Annotated in this window: 23 protein-coding genes and 1 pseudogene; 6 read left to right on the forward strand and 18 right to left on the reverse strand. The window is 66.6% G+C overall.

Annotated elements, in window-relative coordinates:
• Nucleotides 1-53: 53 nt before the first annotated feature.
• Nucleotides 54-1,094: a patatin-like phospholipase family protein gene (locus E6B08_RS09640; RefSeq protein WP_136913790.1), complete on the reverse strand. Its 1,041-nt coding sequence runs from the start codon at nucleotides 1,092-1,094 to the stop codon at nucleotides 54-56.
• A gap of 179 nt (nucleotides 1,095-1,273) precedes the next feature.
• Between E6B08_RS09640 and E6B08_RS09645 the strand changes: the two genes are divergently transcribed.
• Both E6B08_RS09645 and E6B08_RS09650 read left to right on the forward strand, forming a co-directional pair.
• The gene (locus E6B08_RS09645; RefSeq protein WP_136913791.1) at nucleotides 1,274-1,552 is read left to right on the forward strand and encodes a hypothetical protein; all 279 of its coding nucleotides are present in this window, start codon (nucleotides 1,274-1,276) and stop codon (nucleotides 1,550-1,552) included.
• Between the two features lie 14 nt (nucleotides 1,553-1,566).
• A complete protein-coding gene (locus E6B08_RS09650; protein WP_136913792.1) occupies nucleotides 1,567-2,346 on the forward strand; it encodes a CHAD domain-containing protein in 780 nt (259 codons plus the stop codon).
• A gap of 13 nt (nucleotides 2,347-2,359) precedes the next feature.
• Here the strand turns inward: E6B08_RS09650 and E6B08_RS09655 are convergent, their stop codons facing one another.
• The 3 genes from E6B08_RS09655 to E6B08_RS09665 all read right to left on the reverse strand — a co-directional run bounded on the left by E6B08_RS09655 (nucleotide 2,360) and on the right by E6B08_RS09665 (nucleotide 5,208).
• Nucleotides 2,360-2,728 carry an Mpo1-like protein gene (locus E6B08_RS09655; protein ID WP_136913793.1) on the reverse strand — a complete coding sequence of 123 codons (369 nt, stop codon included), beginning with the start codon at nucleotides 2,726-2,728 and terminating at the stop codon, nucleotides 2,360-2,362.
• An 86-nt stretch (nucleotides 2,729-2,814) separates the two neighbouring features.
• Nucleotides 2,815-4,293: a methyl-accepting chemotaxis protein gene (locus E6B08_RS09660; RefSeq protein ID WP_136913794.1), complete on the reverse strand. Its 1,479-nt coding sequence runs from the start codon at nucleotides 4,291-4,293 to the stop codon at nucleotides 2,815-2,817.
• Nucleotides 4,294-4,404: 111 nt separating this feature from the next.
• On the reverse strand, nucleotides 4,405-5,208 hold the full coding sequence (locus tag E6B08_RS09665) for a TatD family hydrolase (RefSeq protein WP_136913795.1): 804 nt from the start codon (nucleotides 5,206-5,208) through the stop codon (nucleotides 4,405-4,407).
• A 157-nt stretch (nucleotides 5,209-5,365) separates the two neighbouring features.
• Here E6B08_RS09665 and E6B08_RS09670 point away from each other — a divergent pair, with 157 nt between their 5' ends.
• The 3 genes from E6B08_RS09670 to greB all read left to right on the forward strand — a co-directional run bounded on the left by E6B08_RS09670 (nucleotide 5,366) and on the right by greB (nucleotide 7,756).
• On the forward strand, nucleotides 5,366-6,772 hold the full coding sequence (locus E6B08_RS09670; protein ID WP_136913796.1) for a transglycosylase SLT domain-containing protein: 1,407 nt from the start codon (nucleotides 5,366-5,368) through the stop codon (nucleotides 6,770-6,772).
• A gap of 193 nt (nucleotides 6,773-6,965) precedes the next feature.
• Nucleotides 6,966-7,274: a hypothetical protein gene (locus E6B08_RS09675; RefSeq protein WP_136913797.1), complete on the forward strand. Its 309-nt coding sequence runs from the start codon at nucleotides 6,966-6,968 to the stop codon at nucleotides 7,272-7,274.
• A gap of 11 nt (nucleotides 7,275-7,285) precedes the next feature.
• Nucleotides 7,286-7,756: a transcription elongation factor GreB gene (gene greB, locus E6B08_RS09680; protein WP_136913798.1), complete on the forward strand. Its 471-nt coding sequence runs from the start codon at nucleotides 7,286-7,288 to the stop codon at nucleotides 7,754-7,756.
• A 37-nt stretch (nucleotides 7,757-7,793) separates the two neighbouring features.
• Here greB and E6B08_RS09685 read toward each other — a convergent pair whose 3' ends face one another.
• The 12 genes and pseudogenes from E6B08_RS09685 to E6B08_RS09740 all read right to left on the reverse strand — a co-directional run bounded on the left by E6B08_RS09685 (nucleotide 7,794) and on the right by E6B08_RS09740 (nucleotide 20,514).
• Complete coding sequence (locus E6B08_RS09685) at nucleotides 7,794-9,044, reverse strand: OprD family porin (RefSeq protein WP_136913799.1); 1,251 nt, start codon at nucleotides 9,042-9,044, stop codon at nucleotides 7,794-7,796.
• 64 nt (nucleotides 9,045-9,108) lie between these two features.
• The gene (locus tag E6B08_RS09690) at nucleotides 9,109-10,086 is read right to left on the reverse strand and encodes an NADH:ubiquinone reductase (RefSeq protein WP_136913800.1); all 978 of its coding nucleotides are present in this window, start codon (nucleotides 10,084-10,086) and stop codon (nucleotides 9,109-9,111) included.
• Nucleotides 10,087-10,104: 18 nt separating this feature from the next.
• Nucleotides 10,105-11,022, reverse strand: a complete 918-nt coding sequence (locus tag E6B08_RS09695; RefSeq protein ID WP_136913801.1) for an SDR family NAD(P)-dependent oxidoreductase — start codon at nucleotides 11,020-11,022, stop codon at nucleotides 10,105-10,107.
• A gap of 48 nt (nucleotides 11,023-11,070) precedes the next feature.
• A complete protein-coding gene (locus E6B08_RS09700; RefSeq protein ID WP_136913802.1) occupies nucleotides 11,071-12,216 on the reverse strand; it encodes an acyl-CoA dehydrogenase family protein in 1,146 nt (381 codons plus the stop codon).
• Nucleotide 12,217: 1 nt separating this feature from the next.
• Entirely contained in the window at nucleotides 12,218-12,973 is a 756-nt protein-coding gene (locus tag E6B08_RS09705) for an enoyl-CoA hydratase/isomerase family protein (RefSeq protein ID WP_238349348.1), read from the reverse strand.
• An 8-nt stretch (nucleotides 12,974-12,981) separates the two neighbouring features.
• Nucleotides 12,982-14,037 (reverse strand): acyl-CoA dehydrogenase family protein, encoded by a 1,056-nt coding sequence (locus tag E6B08_RS09710; RefSeq protein WP_136913804.1) that lies wholly within the window; start codon nucleotides 14,035-14,037, stop codon nucleotides 12,982-12,984.
• 4 nt (nucleotides 14,038-14,041) lie between these two features.
• Nucleotides 14,042-14,451: pseudogene (locus E6B08_RS09715) on the reverse strand (PaaI family thioesterase).
• A gap of 32 nt (nucleotides 14,452-14,483) precedes the next feature.
• Nucleotides 14,484-15,845: an MFS transporter gene (locus E6B08_RS09720; RefSeq protein ID WP_136913805.1), complete on the reverse strand. Its 1,362-nt coding sequence runs from the start codon at nucleotides 15,843-15,845 to the stop codon at nucleotides 14,484-14,486.
• A 38-nt stretch (nucleotides 15,846-15,883) separates the two neighbouring features.
• Nucleotides 15,884-16,756 carry a MaoC/PaaZ C-terminal domain-containing protein gene (locus E6B08_RS09725; protein WP_136913806.1) on the reverse strand — a complete coding sequence of 291 codons (873 nt, stop codon included), beginning with the start codon at nucleotides 16,754-16,756 and terminating at the stop codon, nucleotides 15,884-15,886.
• Nucleotides 16,740-18,875: an acetate--CoA ligase family protein gene (locus tag E6B08_RS09730; protein WP_136913807.1), complete on the reverse strand. Its 2,136-nt coding sequence runs from the start codon at nucleotides 18,873-18,875 to the stop codon at nucleotides 16,740-16,742. Before E6B08_RS09730 ends, E6B08_RS09725 begins: the two co-directional genes overlap by 17 nt.
• Nucleotides 18,876-18,979: 104 nt before the next feature.
• Complete coding sequence (locus E6B08_RS09735) at nucleotides 18,980-20,131, reverse strand: thiolase (protein WP_136913808.1); 1,152 nt, start codon at nucleotides 20,129-20,131, stop codon at nucleotides 18,980-18,982.
• On the reverse strand, nucleotides 20,128-20,514 hold the full coding sequence (locus E6B08_RS09740; protein ID WP_136913809.1) for a Zn-ribbon domain-containing OB-fold protein: 387 nt from the start codon (nucleotides 20,512-20,514) through the stop codon (nucleotides 20,128-20,130). The genes E6B08_RS09735 and E6B08_RS09740 overlap by 4 nt, the downstream gene beginning before the upstream one ends.
• A gap of 140 nt (nucleotides 20,515-20,654) precedes the next feature.
• Between E6B08_RS09740 and E6B08_RS09745 the strand changes: the two genes are divergently transcribed.
• A complete protein-coding gene (locus E6B08_RS09745) occupies nucleotides 20,655-21,467 on the forward strand; it encodes an IclR family transcriptional regulator (RefSeq protein ID WP_136913810.1) in 813 nt (270 codons plus the stop codon).
• Between the two features lie 82 nt (nucleotides 21,468-21,549).
• On the opposite strand, the gene E6B08_RS09750 is transcribed toward E6B08_RS09745, so the two are convergent.
• Both E6B08_RS09750 and E6B08_RS09755 read right to left on the reverse strand, forming a co-directional pair.
• The gene (locus E6B08_RS09750) at nucleotides 21,550-24,057 is read right to left on the reverse strand and encodes an ABC transporter permease (RefSeq protein WP_136913811.1); all 2,508 of its coding nucleotides are present in this window, start codon (nucleotides 24,055-24,057) and stop codon (nucleotides 21,550-21,552) included.
• Nucleotides 24,054-24,740: an ABC transporter ATP-binding protein gene (locus E6B08_RS09755; protein WP_136913812.1), complete on the reverse strand. Its 687-nt coding sequence runs from the start codon at nucleotides 24,738-24,740 to the stop codon at nucleotides 24,054-24,056. Before E6B08_RS09755 ends, E6B08_RS09750 begins: the two co-directional genes overlap by 4 nt.
• Nucleotides 24,741-24,748 lie beyond the last annotated feature (8 nt).

The raw sequence follows: 24,748 nt of genomic DNA on the forward strand, positions 1-24,748 counted from the left end.
TGTCTCGTTTCTGTGGGATTGTGCTGGCTTCATCGCCGGTTCGGGCAACGCCTTCAGCGCTTCTGCCCTTCGTAGTTGTCCAGCGTATCGCGTGCAATCTCCCGTCCCAGCGCGATCAGCTCCGGCGCCTTGTAGAACTCGAAGAACCGACATACCCGCTTGGGCACGTTGATCAGCACGTCTGGCGGGTAGCCGGCGATCTTGTACTGGGCCAGCGACGTCTGCATCACTTCGAAGCTCTGGTTGATCAGGTCAAGCAGCGACGCCGGCCCGACGTTGTCGACGATGAACGAACCTGTCGCCGATTTTGGCGCGCCGCTGCGTTCCGGGGCCGCTGCCGGTTGCTGGGCTTCGGGGTCGGCTTCGTCAGCCAGCCAGGGGCTGGGTGGGGCCAGGCCTTCGGTGACGATCTCCTGCTCGATGCGGATCAGTTCCTCGGCAGGCTTGCGACGAAAGGGCAGGCGCGAGCCGAGGGAGTTTATGAGCGCGTCGAAACGCATCTTGAACGCCGCCGGGCGTTCGATCACTGGCAACTGATACTGTTTCTGGTTGGTCGAGTTGAGGTTGACCGCGATGATCAGGTCGCTGTGGCTGGACACCACCGGGACGATCGGCAGCGGGTTGAGGATGCCGCCATCGACCAGCATGCGGTTGCCCTGCATCACGGGTGTGAACAGGCTGGGAATGGCCGCCGAGGCACGCATGGCCTGGTGCAGGCAGCCTTCCTGGAACCAGATTTCCTGCTGGTTGGTGAGATCGGTCGCGACCGCCGTGTAGGGTATGCGCAATTGCTCGATGTTGATTTCCCCGACGATCTTGCGAATTTGCCCGAACACCTTGTCGCCCCGGATGGCGCCGAGGCGGAAGCTGACATCGACCAGGCGCAACACGTCCAGGTAGTCGAGGCTCTCGATCCAGTTGCGATAGTCCTCCAGTTTGCCAGCGGCATAGATGCCGCCAATCACCGCGCCCATGGAGCAACCTGCGACACAGGCGATCTCGTAGCCGCGCCGCTCGATTTCCTCGATCACCCCGATGTGGGCATACCCTCGGGCGCCCCCCGAACCCAGTACCAGCGCCACGCGTTTGCTCATGCTGTTTCCCCCATCTGTGCAACCATGGTCCAACAATGCACCTTCGCGCGCTGTGCTTCAATGCACGCAGGGCTGAGCTACCCTAAGCAAAGCATGCTGAGCGCAGCCGTGCCGAGCACGGCACTTTTCCTTTGCCTGGGCGTCGAACAGCCATTCTTTTTCCCTTTGAGGTACCACCGATGAAAGCCTGGATCTGCCTTCCTCTGATTGCCCTGGCGCTGGCTGGCTGTGCCGGCAAGACGGCCTACCGTGACAGCTGCGCGACCCAGCTGGACGCTGCCTGGAAAGAGCTCGACCTGGCCAAGGCCGAAGGCTTCGCCGGCACCGTCAGTTATTCCAAGGCCCTGTCGCTGCTGACCGGCGCCAAGACCCAGCAGCAGTTCGAAGGGTTCGAAGGTTGCACCAACAAGGCCGAGAAGGCGCGGTTCTACATTCGTGAGTCGCGTGCCGGTCGCTGACCAAGGAGTTACGTATGGCCGCCATGCTCGATCATGTGGTTGCCCAGATACTGGCCCAGCAGGTTCGCCTGCTGGCCTGCCGCGAGCGCCTTGCTGCCGACACCGACAGCGAGGCGTTGCATGACTTGCGTACCAACGTGCGGCGCCTGCGCAGCCTGCTGCGCCCGTTGCGCGGCCTGCCTGGCGTAGAACAGTTGGAGGAGGCATGCAAGTCGCTGGGAGAGCTGACCACGCCGCTGCGTGATCGTGAGGTGCTGGCGGCCGAGCTGTTGCGTCGAGGCCTGACTGCGGCTGGGCAGCGGCGCCAGGCTGGGCGTGCGCAGGCGTTCGCCAACGTGGCGCGCAGCGCGCAGCTGACCCGAGTGCTGGCGATTGTCGATGCGTTCCCGTTGTTCCTGCGTGCGGCGGGCCGCGAAGGCCTGGTGCCGAACCTCGACAAACGCATCGATAGGCGCTTGGTCAAGCAATGGCACAAGCTCCACGACGCCCTGCGTGACCCGACCCATGATCGCCATCGCCTGCGTTTGCTGATCAAGCGTGCCCGCTATGGTGACGAGGCGTATCCGCAGCTGGATCACGCCGGCAAGAAACTGCAGAAGCTGCTCAAGCGTGCCCAGGGCGACCTGGGGGACTGGCATGATCGGCTGCAGTGGCTGCTGCAGGCGCGCGACCACGCCGACCTGGCTCCGTGCAGGGGCGACTGGGAGCAAGAGCTGCATGAGGCCGAACGTACCTCTGACGTGACCCTGGATGCCTTGCTCAAGGCGCTGGGGCGCGGCAAGGCAGGCAAGTAGTCACACCCCGCACTCAGTGGCGGTGCTTGTGGCGTTCACGCCAGGCCCGCCACCAGGCGCCGCTGAGCACGAAGCGCGGAAAGGTGATGAATTGCTCAGTCAGCAGGCGTTGCACGGCGTCCTTGCGGTTGGCGAACGGTTCAGGCTGCTCGGCCTCCAGACGATGCCCCTGGCGCTGCATGCCAAGGCCGGCGAGCAGGGCGATGATGCCGACGGCAAGCTGGCTCAGGTCCAGGCCGAACAATCCCGAGAGCACCAGCAAGGCGCCGAGGATGAACAGCGGCACCGCGATCAGGTGCAGCACCAGGTTGGTCGGGTGGCGGTGGTTGTGGTGGTAGCCGCGCCATTGCCAGGCGTGGAGATTGGGCAATCGTTTGCTCATGGGCAATTCCTCCAAGTCATGCCCAAAGCTTAGTGCGGCCCCGGGCGGGGGCCAATCGAGGCTGGCTATGGTCGCTATAGCGCCGACTACAGCTTGAGCTGGCCGATAGCCTTGTTCAGCTCACCCGCCAGGGTCGCCAGTTCGTTGCTGGTGGTAGCGGAGCCGACTGTCTGCGCCACGGTCTGTTCGGTGACATCGCGGATGCTCACCACGGCACGATTCATTTCCTCGGCGACCTGGCTCTGTTGCTGCGCGGCCACGGCGATCTGCGTGTTGCTTTCGCGCATCTGCGCCACTGCACCGGTGATTTCCGCCAGGGCCTCGCCTGCCTCGCGCGCTTCACGTACGCAATCGTCGGCTTTGTACGAGCTTTCCTGCATGAACTCCACCGCATCGCGGGTTCCGGCCTGCAAGTCGGCGACCATGCGGGTGATTTCGTCGGTGGAGGCCTGCACCCGTTTGGCCAGGCTGCGCACCTCGTCGGCGACCACGGCGAAGCCACGCCCCAGGTCACCGGCGCGGGCGGCTTCGATGGCGGCGTTGAGGGCGAGCAGGTTGGTCTGCTCGGCAATGCTGTGGATGACCCCGACCACGCCGTTGATCTTCTGGCTGTCCTCGGCCAGCTGGTTGATCATCTGCGCGGTCTGCTGTACGCCGGTGGACAGCCCGGCGATCGAGGTCTGGACGCGGCTCACCACCTGCTGGCCATCGCCGGCCAAGGTGTCGGCGGCCTGGGACAGGTCGCGGGTGGCGCCGGCATGCTGGGCGATATGGTGCACGGTGGCGGACATCTGGTTGATTGCCGTGGCCGCCTGGTCGGTTTCGCTCTGCTGACCGAGCATGCCGTGGCGAACCTCGCTCATGCTGGCCGCCAGGCTCGCCGCGCCGGCGTCGAGTTGCGCGGCCGTGCGGGCCACGGTGCCGACCACCCGATGGTAGGTGGCCTGCATGGCGTTGAAGGCGCCAGCCATCTGGCCGACTTCGTCGCCACAGGCCAGAGGCACGCGGGCAGACAGATCGCCGGTTTTCTCGACGTGCAGCATCACGTCCTTGAGGGTATTGAGCTGGCTGAGCAAAAAGCGGATGAGCAACTGCGAAGCGCCGAGCATGGCCAGCATCAGTACCAGTACGCATACCGCATAGTTGCTGAACCGCTCGAAGAACACCTGGCGCAGGCTTGGCGCTTGCGCCAGTACCGCGACCTGTTGGGAATCACGGTGCAACACCTGTGCACCGTACAGCGGGTTGTCGCCCATTGCCCAGGCCGCCGGCAGCTCGACCCAGCCTTGGGCACCGTGCAGGGCTGGCAGCGGCTCGCCGGCCAGGGTCGGGGTTTGCCCGGCTGGCCAGGAGATGACGTTGGCCTGGCTGGGCAGCGGCTGGCCTGCCGGCCACGCAGCCAGCAGCTGCCCCTGGGCCTCGGCCTGGGCGCGCGCGGCATCGATGCGGGCAAGTTGCTCCAGATGGACGGCGTAGAGCACCAAGAGCAGGGTAGTGACGAAGGCCACCGCGTTGACGGCCCAGAACTTGTACTTCAGGGAAACATTGCTAAGCCAGGCACCCATGGGTAGGTCTTCTCTGAGTTGAGCGGAAACATTGTTGGCAAGGTGCCATCATTGTGCCCGCGCGTTCCAGGAAGACCTTGATGTGTATCAACAAACCGTTGCCAGGCCTCGTCAGCCTTGGCGTAAGTGGAAGAATGCCTCGGCCGTGGCGGTGGTGTGGGCGGCGGTGTTTTCCAGGGCTTCACCTCGATGCTGCGCCACTTCGCGCAACACCTCCGGCAGGAACGCCGGTTCGTTGCGGCCGTTCTTTGGCTTGGGCCGCAGGCTGCGCGGCAGCAGGTAGGGCGCATCGCTCTCCAGCATCAGGCGGCCTGCCGGGATATTGCCCACCAGCGGGTGCAGGTGTGTACCACGGCGCTCGTCGCAGATCCAGCCAGTGATACCGATGTGCAGGTCTAGGTCCAGGTAGGCGAACAACGCCGCGCGCTCGCCGGTGAAGCAATGCACCACGGCGGCCGGCAGGTGGTCGCGCATATCCTTGAGAATCGCCAGCAGGCGCTCGCTGGCATCGCGTTCGTGCAGGAACACCGGCAAACGTAGCTCGGCGGCCAGCGCCAGTTGTGCTTCAAGGGCCTTTTCCTGAAGCGGGCGGGGGGAGAAGTCGCGGTTGAAGTCCAGCCCGCATTCACCGACCGCGACCACGCGCTGTTCAGCCAACAACTGGCGCAACTGTCGTTCGCTGTCGCTGCTCCAGGACTTGGCGTCATGTGGGTGCACACCCGCAGTGGCGAACAGGTGCTGGCCCGGGGCGTCGAGCTCGTGGCACAGCGCAAGTGCCTGCTCGCTGACCTCGAGGCTGGTGCCGGTGAGCACCATGCGCGACACCCCGGCTTCGATGGCGCGTTCGACGATGGCGGCTTGCTGGTCGTGGAAGCTGCTGTTGGTCAGGTTGACGCCGATATCGATCAGTTGCATGGTGCTACCTCGTGCCGCGGGGCGGCCAGCATAGCAAAAAAACGCGAATTTCGGGAAAAACCCAAGAACTTCAGTCGCTTGTCGTGGTCTTTTAGCCTCATTTCTCACGGCATGATTGCGCCATGCTGGCGCCGCCCTCCACCTCGGACCCGTTTCCATGCTGCGACCTGCGCTCACCCTGTTGCTGATGTTCGCGCTGCTTGGCCCAGGCCCTGCCCATGCACGGCTGCCCGGCCCGCAGCCAGACGCACCGGCGAGCAAGGTGCGCGACCTCGAGCAGATCCGCAGCAGCAAGGTACTGCGCGTGCTGGTCAACCAGAGCCGCAACAGCTCGGGGGAGGTGAAGGGCGAGCCGGTGGGCGTCGAGTACTACCGCTTGCGCAGTTTCGAGCACTACCTCAACGCACGAGTCGAGGAGGGCCAGCAGGTCGAGCTCAAGATCATTCCTCGGGCCAAGGAGCAACTGCTGGGCGCCTTGCAGCGCGGCGAGGGCGACCTGGCCGCACCGGGTGAGCTACTCGACCCGAGCGTCGTGGGCAATGTCGGTGAAAGCGCACCGGTGCTCGACCAGGTGGCGTTGACCCTGGTCGGACGCAAGGGCGAGCGCAGCTTCAGCCGCGCAGAGCAGTTGTACGGACGCACCGTGGCGCTGACGTCGGCGAGTGCCGCCGGTGCTGTGATCGCCCAGATCAACCAGCAGCTGGCCTTGCGCAAGCGCCCGCCGATCAAGGTGGAATGGGTGGATTCGACGTTGGCGGTGGAAGATGTGCTGGAAATGGTCCAGGCCGGCATCTATCACCTGACCGTGGTCGAGCGGCCGATCGCCCAGCGTTGGTCGCGGGTGATGCCGCGCCTGCGCCTGGACAACCGCGTGCAACTGGGCAAGGCGCAGGCCATGCGCTGGTATGTGCGCAAGGATGCCACGCTGCTGCTCGGCGCGGTCGACCGCTTCCTCAAGGGGTATCGGGCACCGGGCAACCAGGACGCGGCTTTCGAGCGCATCTATCGGCGCCAGTACCGCGTGCACAACCCCCTGGCGCGCAAGGATCGCCAGCGCCTGGCATCGTTGCGCCCGGTGTTGCAGAAGCACGGCGACGCGCAGCAGATCGACTGGCTCAACCTGGCGGCGCTGGCCTTCAAGGAGTCGACCCTCAACCCGACCGCACGGGGCACGGGCGGCGCCCATGGGCTGATGCAGATCACCCCGTCGGCGGCCCAGCGCGTTGGCGTGAGCAACACTGCGACGGTGGATGGCAATGTCCAGGCCAGCGCCCGCTACCTGGCGCTGATCCGCCGCAAGTTCTTCGCCAGCGCCAAGATCAACGAGCGCGAGCGCATGGCCTTCACCCTGGCGGCCTACAACCTCGGCCCGGAGCGGGTCCAGGCCATGCGCGCCGAGGCCCGCAGGCGGGGGCTGAACGGCAACCAGTGGTTCTTCCAGACCGAACGCATCGCCATGGAGCAGGTGGGCATGGGGCCGGTCAATTTCGTCAACAGCGTCAACAAGTACTTCCTGGCGTTCAATCGCCAGCGTTCGCAGCTGGAACGGGTGGTGCAGCGCTAGGCTGAGTATCGATCAAGGTGGGGTTGCGGCCTTTCACGCTAGGCTCTAGGATACTGCCTGCGCCGATTTAAACAGCTACTTGCGGGGCGCGGGACACGCCCCACGAGGTGCGTCCGAAATACCGCTAAAGCGCTGGTTCGGTGAAGCCTCCCACCGCAGCCCAGCGGGTTTTGCGAGGCGCAGAGAAACCACCATGAGTTGTCCACGTACCAGTGTCTGCTTGAGCCCCCTGCCTGCCAACCAGGCATCCCGCACCCCGCGCATCCTGCTCGGCGGCCAGCATCAACCCACGCTTCTGCGGCACCTTGAAGGCCTTTCACGGCGCAAGGGCCAGGCCCGTGCGTTCCTGATCCAGTTCATCGACGGCGTCGGTCAGCTCGAGCAATACGCCAGCGATCGCTTCGACCTGGCAGTGATCCAGGCACCCCAGGCCTGCGATGCGGCCCAGGTCATCGGCCAGCTGACCCGCGTCGCTCGCCAGGGCCTGATCACCCGCCGCTGAGGAATGCGCCATTGAGCACCAATATCATTACCACCGAAGGTCATGACGCCCTGAAGAAGGAGCTTGACCATCTGTGGCGGGTGTACCGCCCCGAGATCACCCAGAAGGTCGCCTGGGCGGCTTCGCTGGGGGATCGCAGCGAGAATGCCGACTACCAGTACAACAAGAAGCTGCTGCGCGAGATCGACCGTCGGGTCCGCTACCTGCGCAAGCGCCTCGAGGATGTGAAGGTGGTGGCGTATTCGCCGCAGCAGGAAGGCAAGGTGTTCTTCGGCGCCTGGGTGGAAATCGAGAACGACGACGGCGAGCGCATGAAGTTTCGCATCGTCGGCTATGACGAGATCTATGGCCGCAACGACTACATTTCGATCGACTCGCCCATGGCTCGTGCCCTGCTGAAGAAAGAAGAGGGTGACGAGGTGGTGGTGCATACGCCGACAGGCGAAGCTGTCTGGTACATCAACAGCATCGCCTATGGGTGAGGAGGGCGCGCTCCGTGCCATCCATTAGGTCATCGATCTACCACAGCGGCATCTGATAGCTGAGGATCACCCGGGTTTCATCGATGTCGTTGCCGAAGTCGCTGCGAAACGCCCCGTTGCGCACCTTCAACCCCAGGTTCTTCAGCGGCCCGCTCTGCACCACGTAGCCGATGTCGGTATCGCGCTCCCACTCCTTGCCGCGGCCCTGGCCATCGAGCAGGTCGATATGGTCGCCCTGCAGGTAGCGCGTCATGAACGTCAGCCCTGGCAGACCGAGGGCGGCGAAGTCGTAGTCATAGCGCACCTGCCAGGAGCGCTCGTCCTTGTTGGCGAAGTCGCCGATCTGCACGAAGTTGGTCAGGTACGGGTCGGTGCCACTGAGGTAGGCGAAGCCAGTGTCGCCGGACATGCGCTGGTAGCCCACGCCGAAACTGCTGCCGCCCAGCCGGTAGGTGAACAGTGCATTGAGGGCCCGGTTGTCGACATTGCTGCCCCCGTCGTCGGTGGAGCGGGCCCAGCGGATATCGGACTTCAACGACTGCCCCTCGGCGATCGGCAGGACATGTACCAGGCTCAGGTAGTGCTGGCGGTAGAAGTCTTCGAGGCCGCCGTAGTGGTAGCTGGTACTCAGGTTGTCGGTCCAGCGGTAGGTGCCGCCGGCCAGGTTGAAGCGGTCACTGGTGAGATGGCGGCCAAGGACGATGTTGCGCTTGTTGCCACGGGTCATCGTCAGGTCTTCGCGGTTGGACGAGTCACGCTGCTTGACCTCGCGCAACTGCCCCAGTTGCATGGCCAGGCCGTCGATTTCGTTGATTTCGGCCAGGCCGCCCTGGAACGTCTGCGGATGCAGACGCGTATCGTTGTACTGCACCACCGGCATCTTCGGTAGCAGCGTGCCGACCTTCAGCGTGCTCTTCGATACACGCATTTTCGCTGTCAGGCCGACGTCGCTGTAGTCGTCGGCGGCGCGCTTGTCGCTGGCCGAGTAGGGCAATAGGCCGGAGCCGCTGCGGTCGGGGCTGGAGTCGAGTTTCAGGCCGAGCAGGCCAAGCGCGTCCGCGCCGAACCCGACCGTGCCCTCGGTATAGCCCGACTCCAGGCGCAGCAGGAAGCCCTGTGCCCATTCCTCGGAGTACGACTGGGCGGCGCCGGTTTGGCGATAGTCGCGGTTGAAGTAGAAGTTGCGCAGCTCGACGCTGGCCTTGCTGTCGCCGATGAAGTCGGCCTGGGCAAGCAGGGGCAGGCAGGCGAAGCTCGTGACGAGCGCCCGTACGGGAAGAATTTTCATTGTTGTTGTGCTCTTCGTCAGGTGTGGTGAAGGCGGCGCCGCTCCTGTGACGCCGCAGAAGGGGTCAGTCGCCGAGCATGCCCTCCAGGCGCTGGCGCACCAGGTCGCGGGCCTGCTCGACGATGCCGCGCAGCAGTTCTTCACAGCTGGGTTCGTCGTCGATCAGGCCCTGGACCATGCCTACCGACCAGATGCCCAGGTCGGTATCGCCCTGTTCGTAGACGGTGCGCCCGCGTACGCCGCTGACCAGGGGAGCGAGGTCGGCATAGGTGGCATTGCCGCGTGCCTCGATGCTTAGCACCTCCTGGCTCACCGCATTGCGTGCCACGCGTACGCTGTTGCGCAGCGTGCGCATGATAAGGTCGGTGGAGCGCTCGTCGGCGGCGCGGATGGCCGCCTTGACCTGTGGCTGGATCGGGCATTCGCGGGTGCTGAGAAAGCGCGTGCCCATGTTGATCGCATCGGCGCCCAGCGCCAGTGCGGCAACCAGTCCGCGCCCATCGGCGAAGCCTCCCGAGGCGATGATCGGCACGCTCAGTTGGTTGGCCGCGGCAGGCAGCAGCACCAGCCCCGGGATGTCGTCCTCGCCCGGGTGCCCGGCGCATTCGAAGCCATCGACGGACACGGCGTCGACCCCCAGCTGTTCGGCCTTGAGCGCATGGCGCACGCTGGTGCACTTGTGGATCACCTTGACCCCGTGCTGGCGAAACGCGGCGATGTGCTCGCCGGGGTTGTTGCCAGCGGTCTCGACCACCCGGATGCCGCTTTCGATGATCGCCGCGCGGTACTCGGCGTAGGGGATCGGCTTTTGCGTCGGCAGCAGCGTCAGGTTGACGCCGAAGGGCTGGTCGGTCAGTTCGCGGCAGCGCGCGATCTCATCGGCCAGCGCCTGGGGCGTGGGTTGGGTCAGCGCCGAGAGCGTGGCCAGGCCACCAGCGTTGGCTACCGCCGCGGCCATTTCGGCACGCCCCACCCACTGCATGCCGCCTTGCATGATCGGGTGCTCGACCGCGAACAGTTCGGTGAATCGGGTCTTGAACATGGTCTGTCCTCCGCAGGCTCAGAGTGGGTCCCAGGAGAACACGTCCGGGCTGCGCGCCAGGTCCATGAAGCTGCTGCGCAGCGCCGGCATGCCGTGCTCGGCGATGGCCTGCGGGGTCCAGCCGTTTTCGCTGTGCACGCTGCGCAGGGGGCGACTCTGGCTCATCAGGAACAGCTCGTGATTGCGTGCGGCGAACACCTGGCCGTTGACCTCGCGGGCGGCATCGGAGGCCAGGTACACCGCCAGCGGCGCGTTCTTGTCCGGGGTCATGCGCTGGAGTTTCTCCACCCGCGCCTTCTGCTCCGGGGTATCGGCCGGGATCGAGTCGGTCATGCGGCTCCAGGCGAACGGCGCGATGCAGTTGGAGCGCACGTTGTAGCGCTGCATGTCGAGGGCGATGGACTTGCTCAGGGCGACGATGCCCAGCTTGGCCGCCGAATAGTTGGCCTGGCCGAAGTTGCCGATCAGCCCCGAGGTGCTGGTCATGTGCACGAAGGCGCCGCTGTTCTGCGCGCGGAAGTGCTCGGCGGCGGCGCGGCTGACGAAGAAGCTGCCATTGAGGTGCACGTTGATCACCGACAGCCAGTCCTCGGCGCTCATCTTGTGGAAGATCGCATCGCGCAGGATGCCGGCGTTGTTGACCACGATGTCGACGCGGCCAAACGCATCGAGGGCACTGGAGACGATGCGCCGGGCGCTGTCCCAGTCCGACACGCTGTCGGTGTTGATGGCGCCGTCGCCGCCGCGTTGGCGGATCAGGCCAAGGGTTTCCTCGGCAGGCGACGCCGAACCACCGTCGCCTTGCAGCGATACGCCGATATCGTTGATCAGTACCCGTGCGCCGCTGTCGGCCAGGGCCAGGGCGATCTCGCGGCCGATGCCGCCGCCTGCGCCGGTGACGATCGCTACCTTGCCTTCGTTGAGTCGTTGGGTCATTGCTCGTTCCTCATTCAGAATTCGGTTTGCACAGCGCTTGCGCAGGGTTCAATTCGGCAGGCCGAGCACGGCCTTGGCCAGGATGTTGCGCTGGATCTCGTTGGTGCCGCCGTAGATGGTGGTGGGCCGCGACTGGATGAAGATGCCTGCCGGGTGCAGTTCGGCGTCGTCGCTGAACGGGTGCAGCAAGGCCGAGTCGGCGCCGGCGATCTCCAGGCCCAGCTCGCTGATGCGCTGGTACAACTCGGACTGGTAGACCTTGAGCATCGAAACGTCCGGGCCCAGTTCCTCGCCACGGCGCAGGCGCTCGGCGAAGCGTTCGTAAAGCGCCTTGTGACAGTCCAGGTCCATGCTCAATGCGGCGAAGCGCTGGGCGAACACCGGGTCACGCCACAGGCCCTGGTGCCGGGCCAGGCGCACCAGGCGCTCGAGGGCGAAGGTGGCCTGCTTGGGCGAGCCGAGGAAGATCCGCTCGAAGCCCAGCAGCGCCTTGGCCATGCCCCAGCCCTGGTTGACCGCGCCGACCAGGTTGGCCTGGGGCACGCGCACGTCGTTGAAGAACACCTCGCAGAATTCGCCTTGCAGTTCCAGGTTGAGGATCGGCCGCACCTCGACACCTGGGGTGTCCATTGGTACCAGCAGGAAACTGATGCCCTGTTGCGGCTTGGCGCTGCGTTCGGTGCGGGCGAGCACGAAGATCCAGTTGGCTTCGCTGCCCATGGTGGTCCAGGTCTTCTGGCCGTTGATCACCCATTCGCCATCTTGCAGTACCGCCTCGGTGCGCAGGCTGGCCAGGTCGGAGCCGGCGTTGGGCTCGCTGTAGCCCTGACACCAGATGTCCTCGCCGCTGAGGATGCGCGGCAGGAAACGCTCGCGCTGGGCGTCGCTGCCGTAGCGGATCAGCAGGGGGCCGAGCATGGTGATGCCGCTGTCGGGCAACCGCGCGCAGCCGTAGTCTTCCATTTCCTCCATCATGATCAACTGCTTGCCGGCGCTCAGGCCCATGCCGCCATGCTCCGCTGGCCAGCCGGGGCACAGCCAGCCCTGGCGCGACAGCGCCTGGTACCACTCCCAGGTCTCAACGCGGCCCAGGCGGTGGGCCGGGTTGCGGATGTGCTGCGGGTAGTTGGCGGCGACCCACTCGCGCACCAGTTGGCGGAATTCTTCATCGCCCAAGGCGTTGTAGTCGGTCATGTCATTGTCCTTTGAAAGAAGGGGAGCGCTTGTCGAGGAAGGCCGCTTTGCCTTCGGCGTGATCGGCGCTGAGGAACAACTGGCTCTGGAAATCGCCCTCGCGTTCGAGCAGCAGCTCCAGGCCGTCGGCCAGCAGCGCCTTGGTCATTGCCAGCGGCAGTGGTGCCTGCTGCTCGACCCGCGCCGCCAGCGCCAGGGCCGTGCCCTGCGCATCGCCGGCAGCGCAGAGCTGATCGACCAGGCCGATGCGCAGGGCTTCCTCGGCCTCGATCACCTGGCCGAACATCAGCACCTGGCGCGCCCGGCCGATGCCGATGCGTGCCGGCAGGGTGTGCAACTGGCCCAGGTCCGCGAGCAGCCCGACCTTGCCGAAGCCCGCCGCGAAGCGCGCCGTGGCACCACACACCAGGCTGTCGCAGGCAAGCGCCAGGGATAGCCCGGCACCCACCGCCCAGCCTTCGATGGCGGCAATCAGCGGCTTGCTCATGCGCAGCATCTGCCGTATCAGGTCGGCGTTCTTCTGCATGCGCAGACGGCCGGCATTCAGGTCGGTGACGTGCATGTCGCTGAGGTCGCCTCCGGCACAGAACACCTCGTTGGAGCCGGTTATCACCACGCTGCGAATGGCCGGGTCGTCCTCGGCCAGCTTCAGCGCCACGAGCAGCTCGGCGCGCACGACAGGCGACAGCGCGTTGCGTCGGGCCGGGTTGTTCAAGCGCAGCAGACGCACCGAGCCCTGGGTTTGCTGGATCAGCATTTCGCTCATCAGGCCACCTCCGCGTGCAGCAGGTCGATGTAACGTTCGCGGTGGAAGGCCAGCGAGCCATGGCGGTTGAGCAGCACCATGGCGCGGCGCAGGAACAGGCCAATGTCGGCCTCGTCGGTGTAGCCGATGCCGCCATGCAGTTGGATCGCCTGGCGGGTCACCAGCATGGCCGCTTGCGCTGCACGCACCTTGGCGGTGGACACCAGGCGCTTCACGCGTGCCGCTGGGGCGCGGGCATCCAGGGCGGTGGCCGCTTCGCCGACGATGGCCCGGGCCAGCTCGATCTGCAGCTTGAGGTCGACCATGCGGTGTTGCAGCGATTGGAAGCTGCCGATCTCGCGGCCGAACTGGCGGCGTACACCCAGGTATTCGCGGGTCTGCTCGAAGGCTGCGTCCATCAGTCCAACCAGGTAGGCGGCGCTGGCCAGGGCGGCCTCGTCGAGCGCGGCTGGTTTGCTGGCGACGGGCTCAGCCGGCGTGCCGGCAAAGCTCAGGCGTGCCAGGTGGCCGCCGTCCTGGGTCGGCTCTTGTTGCACGGTCAGGCCATCGGCGTTGCGGCGCACCAGGGCCAGGCCTTGGTCGCACGCCACCAGCCAGGCGTCGGCGACCGCGCCCAGTGCCACATGGGCGACTTCGCCGTGCAACTGGCCATCGCGCAGCACCGGCAGGGTGGCGCTTTGGTAGTCGATGCCGGCCGGCAGGATCAAGCGCTCGCCCGCCAGCAACGCGTCACGCTCGGCAGCAGGTAGCAGTGGCGCCACCAGGCTCGCCTCGATCAGTGGCTCGGGCAGCAGGCCGCGGCCGAGTTCCTCCAGCAAAGCTGCGTACTCGGCCATGCCCAGGCCGCTGCCGCCTTCGTCCTCGGTCAGGCGCAGGCCGGGCCAGCCCATGGCGCAGACTTCGGCCCAGGCGTCGCGGTCGATCCCGGGTGCCTGGAAGCGCAGGCGGCGGACCCGGCCCAGGTCACCGTCGCGAGGCACCAGGGAGGCTGCGCTGTCGCGAATCATGCGCAGGCGCTCTTCGCGTTCTGCAGCCAGTTCAGCGTGTTCTGTCATGTCGTCATTCCCGTGTCGGTTGAACAGCTCCGGCCGCCGCGGGCCGGTATTTGAAACTGCCAGTGGCGCTGGCGATCAGTTCGCCGCCCTGGTCGAAGATCTGCGCGGTGCAGAAGCACAGGGTGCGGGTGCGCCGTAGCACCTTGCCGACGGCGTTGAGCTCGCCGCGGGTGGCCCCATGAAGTGGGTGGCCATGTCGATGGTGACCATCGAGCAGCCCGGCACCGCAGCGCGGATGGCGCCGGCCATGGCGGCGTCGAGCACGCTCATCAGCACGCCGCCGTGAAAGGTGTCGTTGTAGTTCATCAGTTCTGGCCGGTGGCGCAGGCGCACCCGGGCGCTGTCGCCATCCACCCAGCGTTCCAGGCCGATGAACTCCTGGAAGGTGGAGCGACCACTGGGGAAAATCTCCATCTCTTCGCTGTTGGGCGCGCAGGTGATGTCGTTCATCCCAGGCCCTCCTCGGTGGCTGGCTTGCCCAGTGGCCGGGCGGTGGCATGCGTCGTGCCCTGGGCGGGCTTGGCGCTGCGGGCTTCCTGGTTGGGGTCGTAGAGGCGGTTGGGTATGGCCAGCGCCGGGATCAGGCCGGTGATGACGTAGGTGATGCCCATGACCAGGAAGCCGGCGCCGATCGACACGTGGGTGGCCAGTAGGCCGATGGCCGCCGGTGCCACTGCCGCGCCGATGCGCCCGAGGTTGTAGGCGGTGCCCACGGCAGCGCCGCGTACCTGGGTGGAGAAGCTTTCGGTCATGTAGGTGGCGAGCACGCCCACTGGCACGCCGTAGATGAAGCCGAACAGGGTGAGGATCCAGAGGATGTTGTCGGGGGTGTGCCAGAACACGATCACCGGCATGAACAGCGCAGTGCCGATGGCCCCGGCGGCGAAGGTGGCGCGGCGGCCGAAGCTGTCGGAGGCCAGGCCCGCGACCACCTTGCCGAGAATCATCGCGGTGTAGGTGCCCACCATGTAGCCGGTCATGGACTTGAAGTTCATACCCAGCTCGCTTTCCAGGTACGACGGCATCCAGTTGTTGGTGCCGTAGTAGCCGAACAGCAGAAAGCACGAGGTGAGACTCCACAATGTGAACATCCGGCGCGTCTGTGCATCCACCAGCAGCTGGCGCAGCCCGCCGCTGGCGACCTTGGGCGGCTGGCCGCTGGTGGCAGCCTGGCGGACCTGCTGGGCGCGCTGGGCGCGGGCGGCGAGCCAGGAAGGCGATTCCGGCACCCAGGGGCGCAAGGCCAGGCACAGCAGGCCTGCGCCCACGGCGGTGAAGAACAGCACCCGCCAGCCGTGCTCGGGGATGATCTGCCCGGCCAACACTGTCGCCACCAGGTAGCCCACCGTCCAGCCGGCCTGCATGGTGGCCAGGATGGTGGTGCGGTACTTGGCGGTGACGAACTCGGACATCAGGATGTTGCAGGCCACGAACAGCGAACCCAGCCCCAGCGATGAGATGAAGCGCACCACCGCGAAAGCCCAGTAGTTGTGCGCCAGGCCCAGTAGGGCGGTGCCTGCGGAAAACACCAGGATGGTCCAGGTCACTACCCGCACCCGGCCGAAGCGGTCGCAGGCCCAGCCACCATAGATACCGCCGATGGCCATGCCGGCCAGGGTGATGCTGCCCAGCGAGCCCGCCTCGAAGTTGCTCAGGCCGAACTCGGCCTTCAGGCTGTTCAAGCTATAGGCTAGAAACATCAGGTCGGCGCCGTCGGCGAGCAGGCCGAGGAAGCAGAACAGGAATGCGATCACCAGGGTCCGCCGGGGTAGGGCGGCGCTCTGGGCCAAGCTGTCGGATGCGTTCATTGTTGTTGTTCTCGCAAGTTAAGAGGTTGAGGCGTTCGCTAGACCACTTCGGCGCTCTCCGGGGTCAGGCGCACGCGTCCGTTGTCCAGCACCACCACATCCCGCTCGACCACGCGGGTACGGAAGGAGCCGTCGTTCCAGATCTCGGTGCGCAGGGTCTCGCCTGGGAACACCGGGGCGGAAAACCGCACCTGCAGATGCGCGAAGCGTTCGGCTCGGTAGTCGGCTACCCCGCGCAGCAGTGCATGGAAGGCCACCCCGAGGGTGCACAGGCCATGCAGGATCGGCCGCGCGAAACCGCCACGCGCTGCCGCCGCGGGGCTGGCGTGGATCGGGTTGTCATCGCCGTTGAGGCGATACTGCAGGGCCTGTTCAGGGCGGGTCGGCAGATCGATCACCAGGTCGGGCGCGGACTCTGGCAGGCGGTGCGGCTGGCTGAGGGATTGGCTGTCGCCGCCGAATCCGCCATCGCCACGCAGGAACGTGGTGCTGCGGGTGATGGCCAGCACTTCGCCGCTGGCGGCATCGGTGACGACCTTCTCGCTGTACAGCAGGGCACCCTTGCCGGGGCCCTTGTCGACCAGACCGGTGACCCGCGTGCGGCCAATCACTTCGCCTTCCACAGGCAGCGGCTGGCGCCATTCGATGCTCTGTTCACCATGCACCAGGCGCAGTGCATCGATGCCGGTGTCCGGGTGGCCCAGCCAGAAGCCCGGATGGCCGAGGACCACTGCCATGCAAGGCAGCGTCTGGAGGTCGCGGTTGGCATCGACGAAGGTCAGTTGGTGCTCGTCCATGGGGTCGGCGCCCAGCCCCACCGACAGTGCATAGAAGGCGCTGTCGTGACGGCTGAAGCGCTGTCGCACTTCAGGGATCGGGTAGTTCAGCAGGTGCTCAGGATTCAGTGCCATGATCCATCTCCTCGACTTCCAGTACCGCATCGGCGGCCCAAGCACCTTGCCCCTCGGGCATGGCGAAGACCGGGTTGAGGTCCACCGAGCGCAGGCGTGGGCCAGCCGCTGCGGCGAATTGCGAGAGTTGCGAGAGCACTTTGGCCAAGGCCGGGATATCGGTGACCGGGCGACCACGGGCGCCCAGCAGCAGCGGGGCACCCTTGATGCTGCGAATCATCTGCTCGGCCTCCTCGACACCGAACGGGCAGCGGCGGAACACCACGTCCTTGAGGACTTCGACGAAGATGCCGCCGAGGCCGAACACGGCCACCGGACCGAACTGCGGATCGCGCTGGATGCCCATGAAGCACTCCACGCCACCCTGCAGCTGGCGCGCCACCAGTACGCCGTCGATCCGCGCCTCGGGGGCATGCTCGGCAGCGCGGCGCTGCAGCAGGGCAAAGCCATCGCGCACGGCCTGGGCGCTGTCGACGTTGAGCAGCACACCGCCGATTTCGGATTTGTGCAGGATGTCTGCCGAGGCGATCTTCAGTACCACCGGGAAGCCGATACGCTCGGCGAAGGCGGCGGCCTCCTCAGGGCTGCGCAGCACCTGCTCGGGCGCCGACTCGATGCCGGCACGCGCCAGCAGTTGCTTGGCCTCGGCCTCGCCAGGCGTGCGCGCCGGCAGCTCGACGCCGCTGGCCACCGGGCGTTTGCGCAGTGGTCGGGCAAACGCCTCGCCCAGCTTGCCCATGGCATTGATGGCGTGCACGGCGCGGGTCGGGTCCTCGAACAGGGCGAAGCCGGCTTTTTGGTAGGGGTCCAGTTCCTCGCCTTCGCCCATCACCGAAACCACGAACAGGCGGTCCGGGTGGTCGGCCTTGATCCGGCTGAACTGCTCGGCCAGGCGCGGGCCGATGGAGGCGGCGGTGCCGGCCTGGGTGAAGAAGGCGACCAGCGAACGGTAGCCACCGTCGACCACCATCGATTCGGTGAAATCGTGCACCAGGCTCAGGTCGTTGAGCGCCTGGGCGGTGCAGTCCACCGGGTTCATCGGCGAGGCGTACGACAGGCGCTGCTTTAGGCGTTGCTGGGCGGCCTCGGGCATCGGCGGCATGGGCAGGCCGACTTCTTCGGCGGCGTCGCTGACGATGATTCCGGCACCCCCGCTGACCGTGATCATGCCCAGGCTGTTGTTGACCGGATAGAGGCGCTGGGTGGCCAGGTAGGCGATGTCCACCAGCTCTTCGGTGGTGCGTGCGCGGATGACCGCGTAATCGGCGAGCACGGCGTCGAGCACCTTGTCGTCGCCGGCCAGCGAGGCAGTGTGCGACATCGCCGCGCGCCCGCCCAGTTCGCTGCGCCCGACCTTGTGCAGGATTACCGGCTTGCCGGCGCGGTGGGCGGCCTCCAGGGCCGCGAGGAAGCTGTCGACGTTGCGGATGGATTCGGCGTAGGCCATGACCACGTCGACATCCGGCGACTCCACCAGCCAGCCGATGCTGTCGCCCAGGGTGACGTCGGCCTCGTTGCCGGTGGCGATGCAGATCGGCGTGCCCAGCCCGCGTTGGCGCGACAGGCCGAGCAGGTGCGCACCGTAGGCGCCGGACTGGGTGGCGATACCGACCCGGCCGGGCAGCGGGGTGCCGCGCTCGAGGCTGGTGGAAAAGAACGCGTAGTAGCCGAGATTGGCGTTGAACACGCCCAGGGCGTTGGGCCCGAGCAGGCGCATGTTGGCGGCGCGGGCGGCCTCGACGATGGCATCCTGCATGGCCACGCCTTCCTCGCCGACTTCGCTGAAGCCCGAGGAGAACACGATGGCGCTGCGTGCACCCTTGCGGCCCAGCGCCTGGATGGTTTCCAGCACCTGCGGTGCCGGCACTGCAACGATGGCCACGTCGGGCGCCTCGGGCAATGCCTCGACGCTGGCGAAGGCTGGCAGCCCCTGGATCTCGCTGCGGGTGGGATTGACCGGGAGGATGCGCCCGGCAAAACCATTGCGCAGCATGTAGGCGATGGGGCGCCCGCCGATGCGGTGGGGGTCGCTGGAGGCGCCGACCACGGCGACCGAGTTCGGTTGCACCAGGGGGGTGAGGCTGGAGAAGGGTGCGTGTTGCAAGTGACTCACTGACATGATGTTCCACCTGAACCGTTGGCGTGTGCCGGGCCATTCGCCCGGCGCGAGGGCGAGCGCATCCACGGCGGGCCGAGTGGGCCGCCGGGTGTGCTACGCGGACTTCAAAGTGCGGACTGGGTGCCGAGCAGTGCCGTGACCTGGCTCGACAAGGTGCCGCCATTACCATGCAACAGGGCCACGTCGGCCTTGTTCAGCTGACGCTCACCGGCCTGGCGACGCAGTTGGGTGACCGACTCGATGATCAGGAACATGCCGTACATGCCCGGGTGTACGCAGGAAAGCCCGCCGCCGTTGGTGTTCACCGCCAGCTCGCCGCCGGGGGCGATGCGCCCGCCCTGGACGAAGCGACCGCCTTCGCCCTTGGGGCAGAAACCGAGGTCTTCGAGGAACAGGATGGTATTGATGGTGAACGCGTCATAGAGCATCACCAGGTCGATGTCGGCATGCGTTACGCCGGCCATCTGCATGGCGCGTGGGCCACTTTCGGAGGCCGCGGTGACGGTCAGGTCGGGCATCGCGGCGATGGAGCGGTGCCACTGCGCCCCGGCGGCACCGAGGAAGTACACCGGTGCGTTGGGCAGATCGCGTGCCCGGTCGGCGCGGACCACCACGCAGGCGCCGGCGCCATCGGTAACCAGGCAGCAGTCGGCCTTGCTCAGCGGGTCGCTGACCATGCGTGCCGACAAGACGTCATCGAGGCTCAGCGGGCCGCGGGCGAAGGCTTCGGGGTTGAGGTTGGCCCAGCCGCGGGCGGCCACGGCCACTTCGGCCAGGTGTTCGCGAGTGGTGCCGTACTGATGCATGTGGCGGCTGGCAGCCAGGCCATAGGCGGTGATCGGGTGACGGGGGCGGTACGGCGTTTCGTGCCACTGCGGCTCGCTCATCGATACCAGTTTGCCGCCGGCAGTGCGTTGGTTGGAGCCGTAGCAGATCAGTGCGGCATCGCACAGTCCGGCTTGCAGGGCCAGCGTGGCCTGCAGCAGGTGCAGCTCGAAGCTGGAGCCGCCGATGTTGGTGCCGTCGACGAATTTCGGCTTGATGCCCAGGTATTCGCAGACCGACAGGGTAGGGAAGGCGTGGGAACTGGTGGCGGCAAATACCGCATCGATGTCGGACAGCTTCAACCCGGCATCGGCGATGGCCTTGAGCGAGGCCTGGCCAAGCAGCTCCATGGCACTGTAGCCGGGGGCTTCGCCGATACCGGCACTGCCAATGCCGACGATCGCGGTTTTGCCGCGCAGGGCCTGGTTCATGGTTGCACCTCCGTTGCTGGGTCGAAGACCACGACCGGGCTGCCATCCTGGTCGACGATGCGCGCCTTGAGGCGGGTGCCGAGGGGGAGACTCAGGTGGCCTTCTATACGCGACATCATGCGTACGCCTTCGTCGAGGTCGACCAGGGCGATATTGTGATCACCGCCGCGGGCGCGGTTGACGGTGAGGGCATAGAGAGTCCCCATGCCACTGGCCGGTACCCACTCGAGGTCGGTCTCGCCGCTGCCGGGCACCTGGGTGCGGGGGTAGAACACGTGCTGGCCAGTGGAGGCGCTGCGCTGCAACATGAAACGACCTTGGCCGAGAAACGCGAGGTACTGTGCCTCGGGACCTGGCGTGCTCTGGTCGGGGAAATCCAGCATGAGGTTTCTCCTTTGTTGTTGTTCTGCTTTGTTGCACAGTGCGTTGTCGCCGATGCTCCGCCTGCCGAACCGATAGCGGTTGCGGGCATCGCAGGGTTAGAATACATTCCAAATACTGAATGTCAATCAGAATACTGAATATGAAAACCGAGAAAACCGTCGATGAGTCCCAAGCCAAGCGCGCCAATGGCAAAGATGTCGGCGCAGTCGTGAACGCCATCCAGATTCTTCGTCATCTGGCCAATGCCGAAGGGGCCGAGGGCGTGGCTGCGATCGCCCGCGCCACCGGCATCAGCCCGAGCACCACCTTCAATATCCTGCGCACGCTGAGCAACGAGCAATTGACCTCGTTCGACAACGAGGCCAAGACCTATCGTCTGGGATTGGGTTTGTCGGAGCTGGCGGTCAGCTTCATTGGTCGCAGCTACGCCGACCTGATCCAGCCGGAACTGGAGCGGCTGAGCATGGCGCACCAGATCCTGATTACCTTGTGGCAGGTTACCGACGATGCGCACATCCGCGTGATCGCCGTGTCCGCGCCTCCTGTGGCGCACGTCAACGTCGCCATCGGTTCGCGCCTGCCGGAATTGGTGGGAGCCGCCGGGCGCTGCATCGCCGGCCTGCGCCGCTTGCCGGACGACGAGCTACGTCGCCGCCTGACTCGGGTGCGCTGGGAGCAGCCGCCGAGTTTCGAGGCGTTCCGTGATGATGCCATCGGTGCCCTGGAGCTTGGCTGGGCCATGGATCGGGATCATCTGTACCGGGGCGTGAGCATGGTCGCCAGTGCGGTCACCGATCACGATCGCCAGCCGCGCTTCGTCATTTCCGCCATCGGCATCAGTGCCCAGCATGAGCGCGCCGATCTGGAGCGGATCGGCGCCAGCCTGCACGAGGCGGCCCGGTTCATTAGTCGCTCGCTGTTTCCGCAGGTGCCGGCAAGTAAGCACGACTGAGTGCTCATTCCGAATGGAGAAAGGCGTTCTCGAATTTCCAGGCGTTGGCGAATGGCGCGGAATCTGCCACTCGCAAGCCCCGTCAGCCTTCGCGCAGCACGGTCAGCGGGCTGGCATTGAGGGCTCGGCGAGTGCCCAGGACCCCGGCACCTCCGACCAGTAGAGCACCTGCCACCGGAAGCACCAGCAACCAGGGGTGCGGGCTCCAGGCCAGGTCGAAGGCATGACGATAGAGCACCAGTGTGATCAGCTCGCAGCCTAGCGCTGCCAGGAAGCCGCTGGCCGCGCCCAGCAGGCCGAACTCTATGCGACGGGCCTTTACCAGCAATGGCCTTGCCGCGCCTAGCGCGCGCAGCAGGGCGCCTTGGCGGATGCGCTCGTCGAGGGTGGCCTGCAGCCCGGCGAACAACACTGCCAGGCCCGCCGCGAGCACGAACAGCAGTACGTACTCGACGGCCAGGGTGACCTGGGCGAGGATGCTGCGCAGCTGGTCGAGCAATGCGTCGACCTGGAGGATGGTTACCGCCGGGAAGGCGCGGGACAAGGCGACCACGTCAAGGTCGTGCCCCGGCGCCAGGTAGAAGCTGGTCAGGTAGGTGGTCGGCAAGCCTTGCAGGGTGCCGGGCTGGAAGATCATGTAGAAGTTGGGCTGGAAGCTGTCCCAATGCACGCTGCGCAGGCTGGTGACGCGGGCCTGGTGTTGCTCGCCGCCGATGTCGAAGGTCAACAGGTCGCCCAGTTGCAGTTTCAGGCTGCTGGCCAGTTCCGCTTCCACCGAAACGCCGGGCACTGGTTGCTTGGCAGGTGCGCCCTGCCACCATTGGCCGGCGGTCAGGCTGTTGCCGGCGGGCAGGTCGGCAGCCCACGTCAGGCTCAGGTCGCGTTGCACGGCGCGTTCTCCTGCCGAGTCCTTGCTGACGATCTGCTGCACGGGTTGTTCGTTGATCTGGATGAGTCGTCCCGGAGTGACTGGGTACAGCGGTGCGGAGGAGGCGTTGACCTCGCGCAGGTGCTGGGCGAAGGGCGCGCGGTCGTCGGGGAGGATGTTCAGGGCGAAATGGTTGGGTGCGTCCTTGGGTAGCTGGGCCTGCCAGGTATCGAGCAGCTCGGCGCGCAGCAGGGCCACGAGCGCCATCGCCAGGAGGATCAGGCCGAAGGCCAGGGCCTGGCCGGCGGCAGCGGTGGGGTGGCGCAGCAGTTGCCCAAGGCCCAGGCGCCAGGCCAGCGGTGCGCCGGCCAGCAGGCGTCGCAGGCTGCGCAGGCCGAGCAGCAGCAGGCCGCCGAGCAGCAGTGCGGCGACCAGGCCGCCGCCGAGCAGGGCGAAGGTCAGTAACAGGTCGAGGCTCAGGCGCCACATGATCAGGCCCAGGGCGAACAGGGCGGCGCCGTAGATCAGCCAACTGCTGGGTGGTACCGGCAGCAGGTCGCGGCGCAGCACGCGAAGTGGCGGGACCTTGCCCAGGGCGGCCAGCGGCGGCAGGGCGAAACCGGCCAGGGCCACCAGCCCGGTACCGATTCCGGCCAGTGCCGGCGCGATCCCGCCGGGGGGGACCACGTTCGGCAGCAGGCCGTGCAGCAGGCGGAACAGCCCGAGCTGTGCCAGCCAGCCGAGCAGGGCGCCGGCGAGTGCGGCGGCCAGGCCCAATGCCGCCAGTTGCACGCAATACAGCCCCAGTGCCTCGCGCCGGGACAGGCCCAGGCAGCGCAGCAGGGCGCTGGCATCCAGGCGTCGCGCGGCGTAGCGGCTGGCCGACAGGGCCACGGCCACGCCGGCCAGCAGTACTGCCACCAGGCTGGCCATGTTCAGGTAGCGCTCGGCCTTGCCCAGGGCGCCGCCGATCTGCCGGTTGCCGTCGCGGGTGTCGCGCAGGCGCTGGTTGGCGGCCAGGTCCTTTTCCACCGATTGTCGATAGGCCGCCAGTGCTTCGGCGTTGCCGCGCCACAGGTCGCGGTAGGTGACCCGGCTGCCTGGCTGGATGACCCCGGTCGCCTCGAGGTCGGCGAGGTTGATCATCACCCGCGGGGTGAGGCTATAGAAGTTGTTGGCGCGATCTGGCTCGTAGGTCAGCACCCGGCTCATGCGCAGGGTGCGCGAGCCGACGTCGATGCTGTCGCCGATCGCCAGGCCCAAGGCTGCCAGCAGGCGCGGCTCGACCCAGGCCTCGCCGGGTGCGGGGCCGCCGCCGGGGGTTTCCTCGCCGTAGGGTGCGGCGGCGCTGCGAATCTGGCCGCGCAATGGATAGGCCACGTCGGCCGCCTTGACGCTGGACAGCTGGATGCCGGCATCGCTGCCAACCACGCTGGTGAACTCCACCACCTGCGCGTGCTTCAGGCCCAGGCCGAGGCCGTCGGCGATCTGCGCTTGGCGGGCCGGTGAGGTGCCTTGCAGCACCAGGTCGGCACCGAGGAATTCGCTGGCGCGCATCTGCATGGCGCCATTGAGGCGGGCGCCGAAGTAACCGATTGCCGTGCTCGCGGCCACGGCCACCAGCAGGGCGAAGAACAGCACGCGCACCTCGCTGGCGCGGGTGTCGCGCAGCAGTTGGCGCAGCGCCAGGCCGCACAGGCGAGTCAGTGGCATGCGGGTCATGATGCCGGCACCGGGGCGACCATGTGCCCGGCTTCCAGGCGAATGAGCCGTCGGCAGCGACGCGCCAGGCGCTCGTCGTGGGTGACCAGTACCAAGGTGGTGCCGCGCTCCTTGTTCAGTTCGAACAACAGGTCGCTGATGCGCTCGCCGGTGTGGCTGTCGAGGTTGCCGGTGGGTTCGTCGGCGAACAGTACCGAAGGTTGGGCGGCAAAGGCGCGGGCGATCGCCACGCGTTGCTGTTCACCGCCTGAGAGCTGGCGCGGGGTATGGCTCAGGCGCTTGCCCAGGCCGACCCGCTCGAGCAGGGTGCGGGCGTGCTCGCGGGCATCGCGGCGGCCGTCGAGCTCCAGCGGCAGCATGACGTTTTCCAGGGCGTTGAGGCTGTCGAGCAGCTGGAAGGACTGGAATACGAAGCCGACGTGCTCGGCCCGCACCCGGGCGCGTTGGTCCTCATCGAGCGGCCCCAGGTCGTGGCCGGCGAGGATCACCTTGCCGGCGCTGGGGCGGTCGAGCCCGGCGAGCAGGCCGAGCAAGGTCGACTTGCCCGAGCCAGAGGCGCCGACGATGGCCAGGCTGTCGCCCTCGGCCAAGTCGAGGGACAGGGCGTGGAGGATGGTCAGGTCGCCTTCCACGCTGGGGACCACTTTGCTAAGGTTCTGCGCAACGAGAATGCTGGGGCCCATGGAGAATC

It is taken from the genome of Pseudomonas putida (assembly GCF_005080685.1).
Classification (GTDB): Bacteria; Pseudomonadota; Gammaproteobacteria; order Pseudomonadales; family Pseudomonadaceae; genus Aquipseudomonas; species Aquipseudomonas putida_V.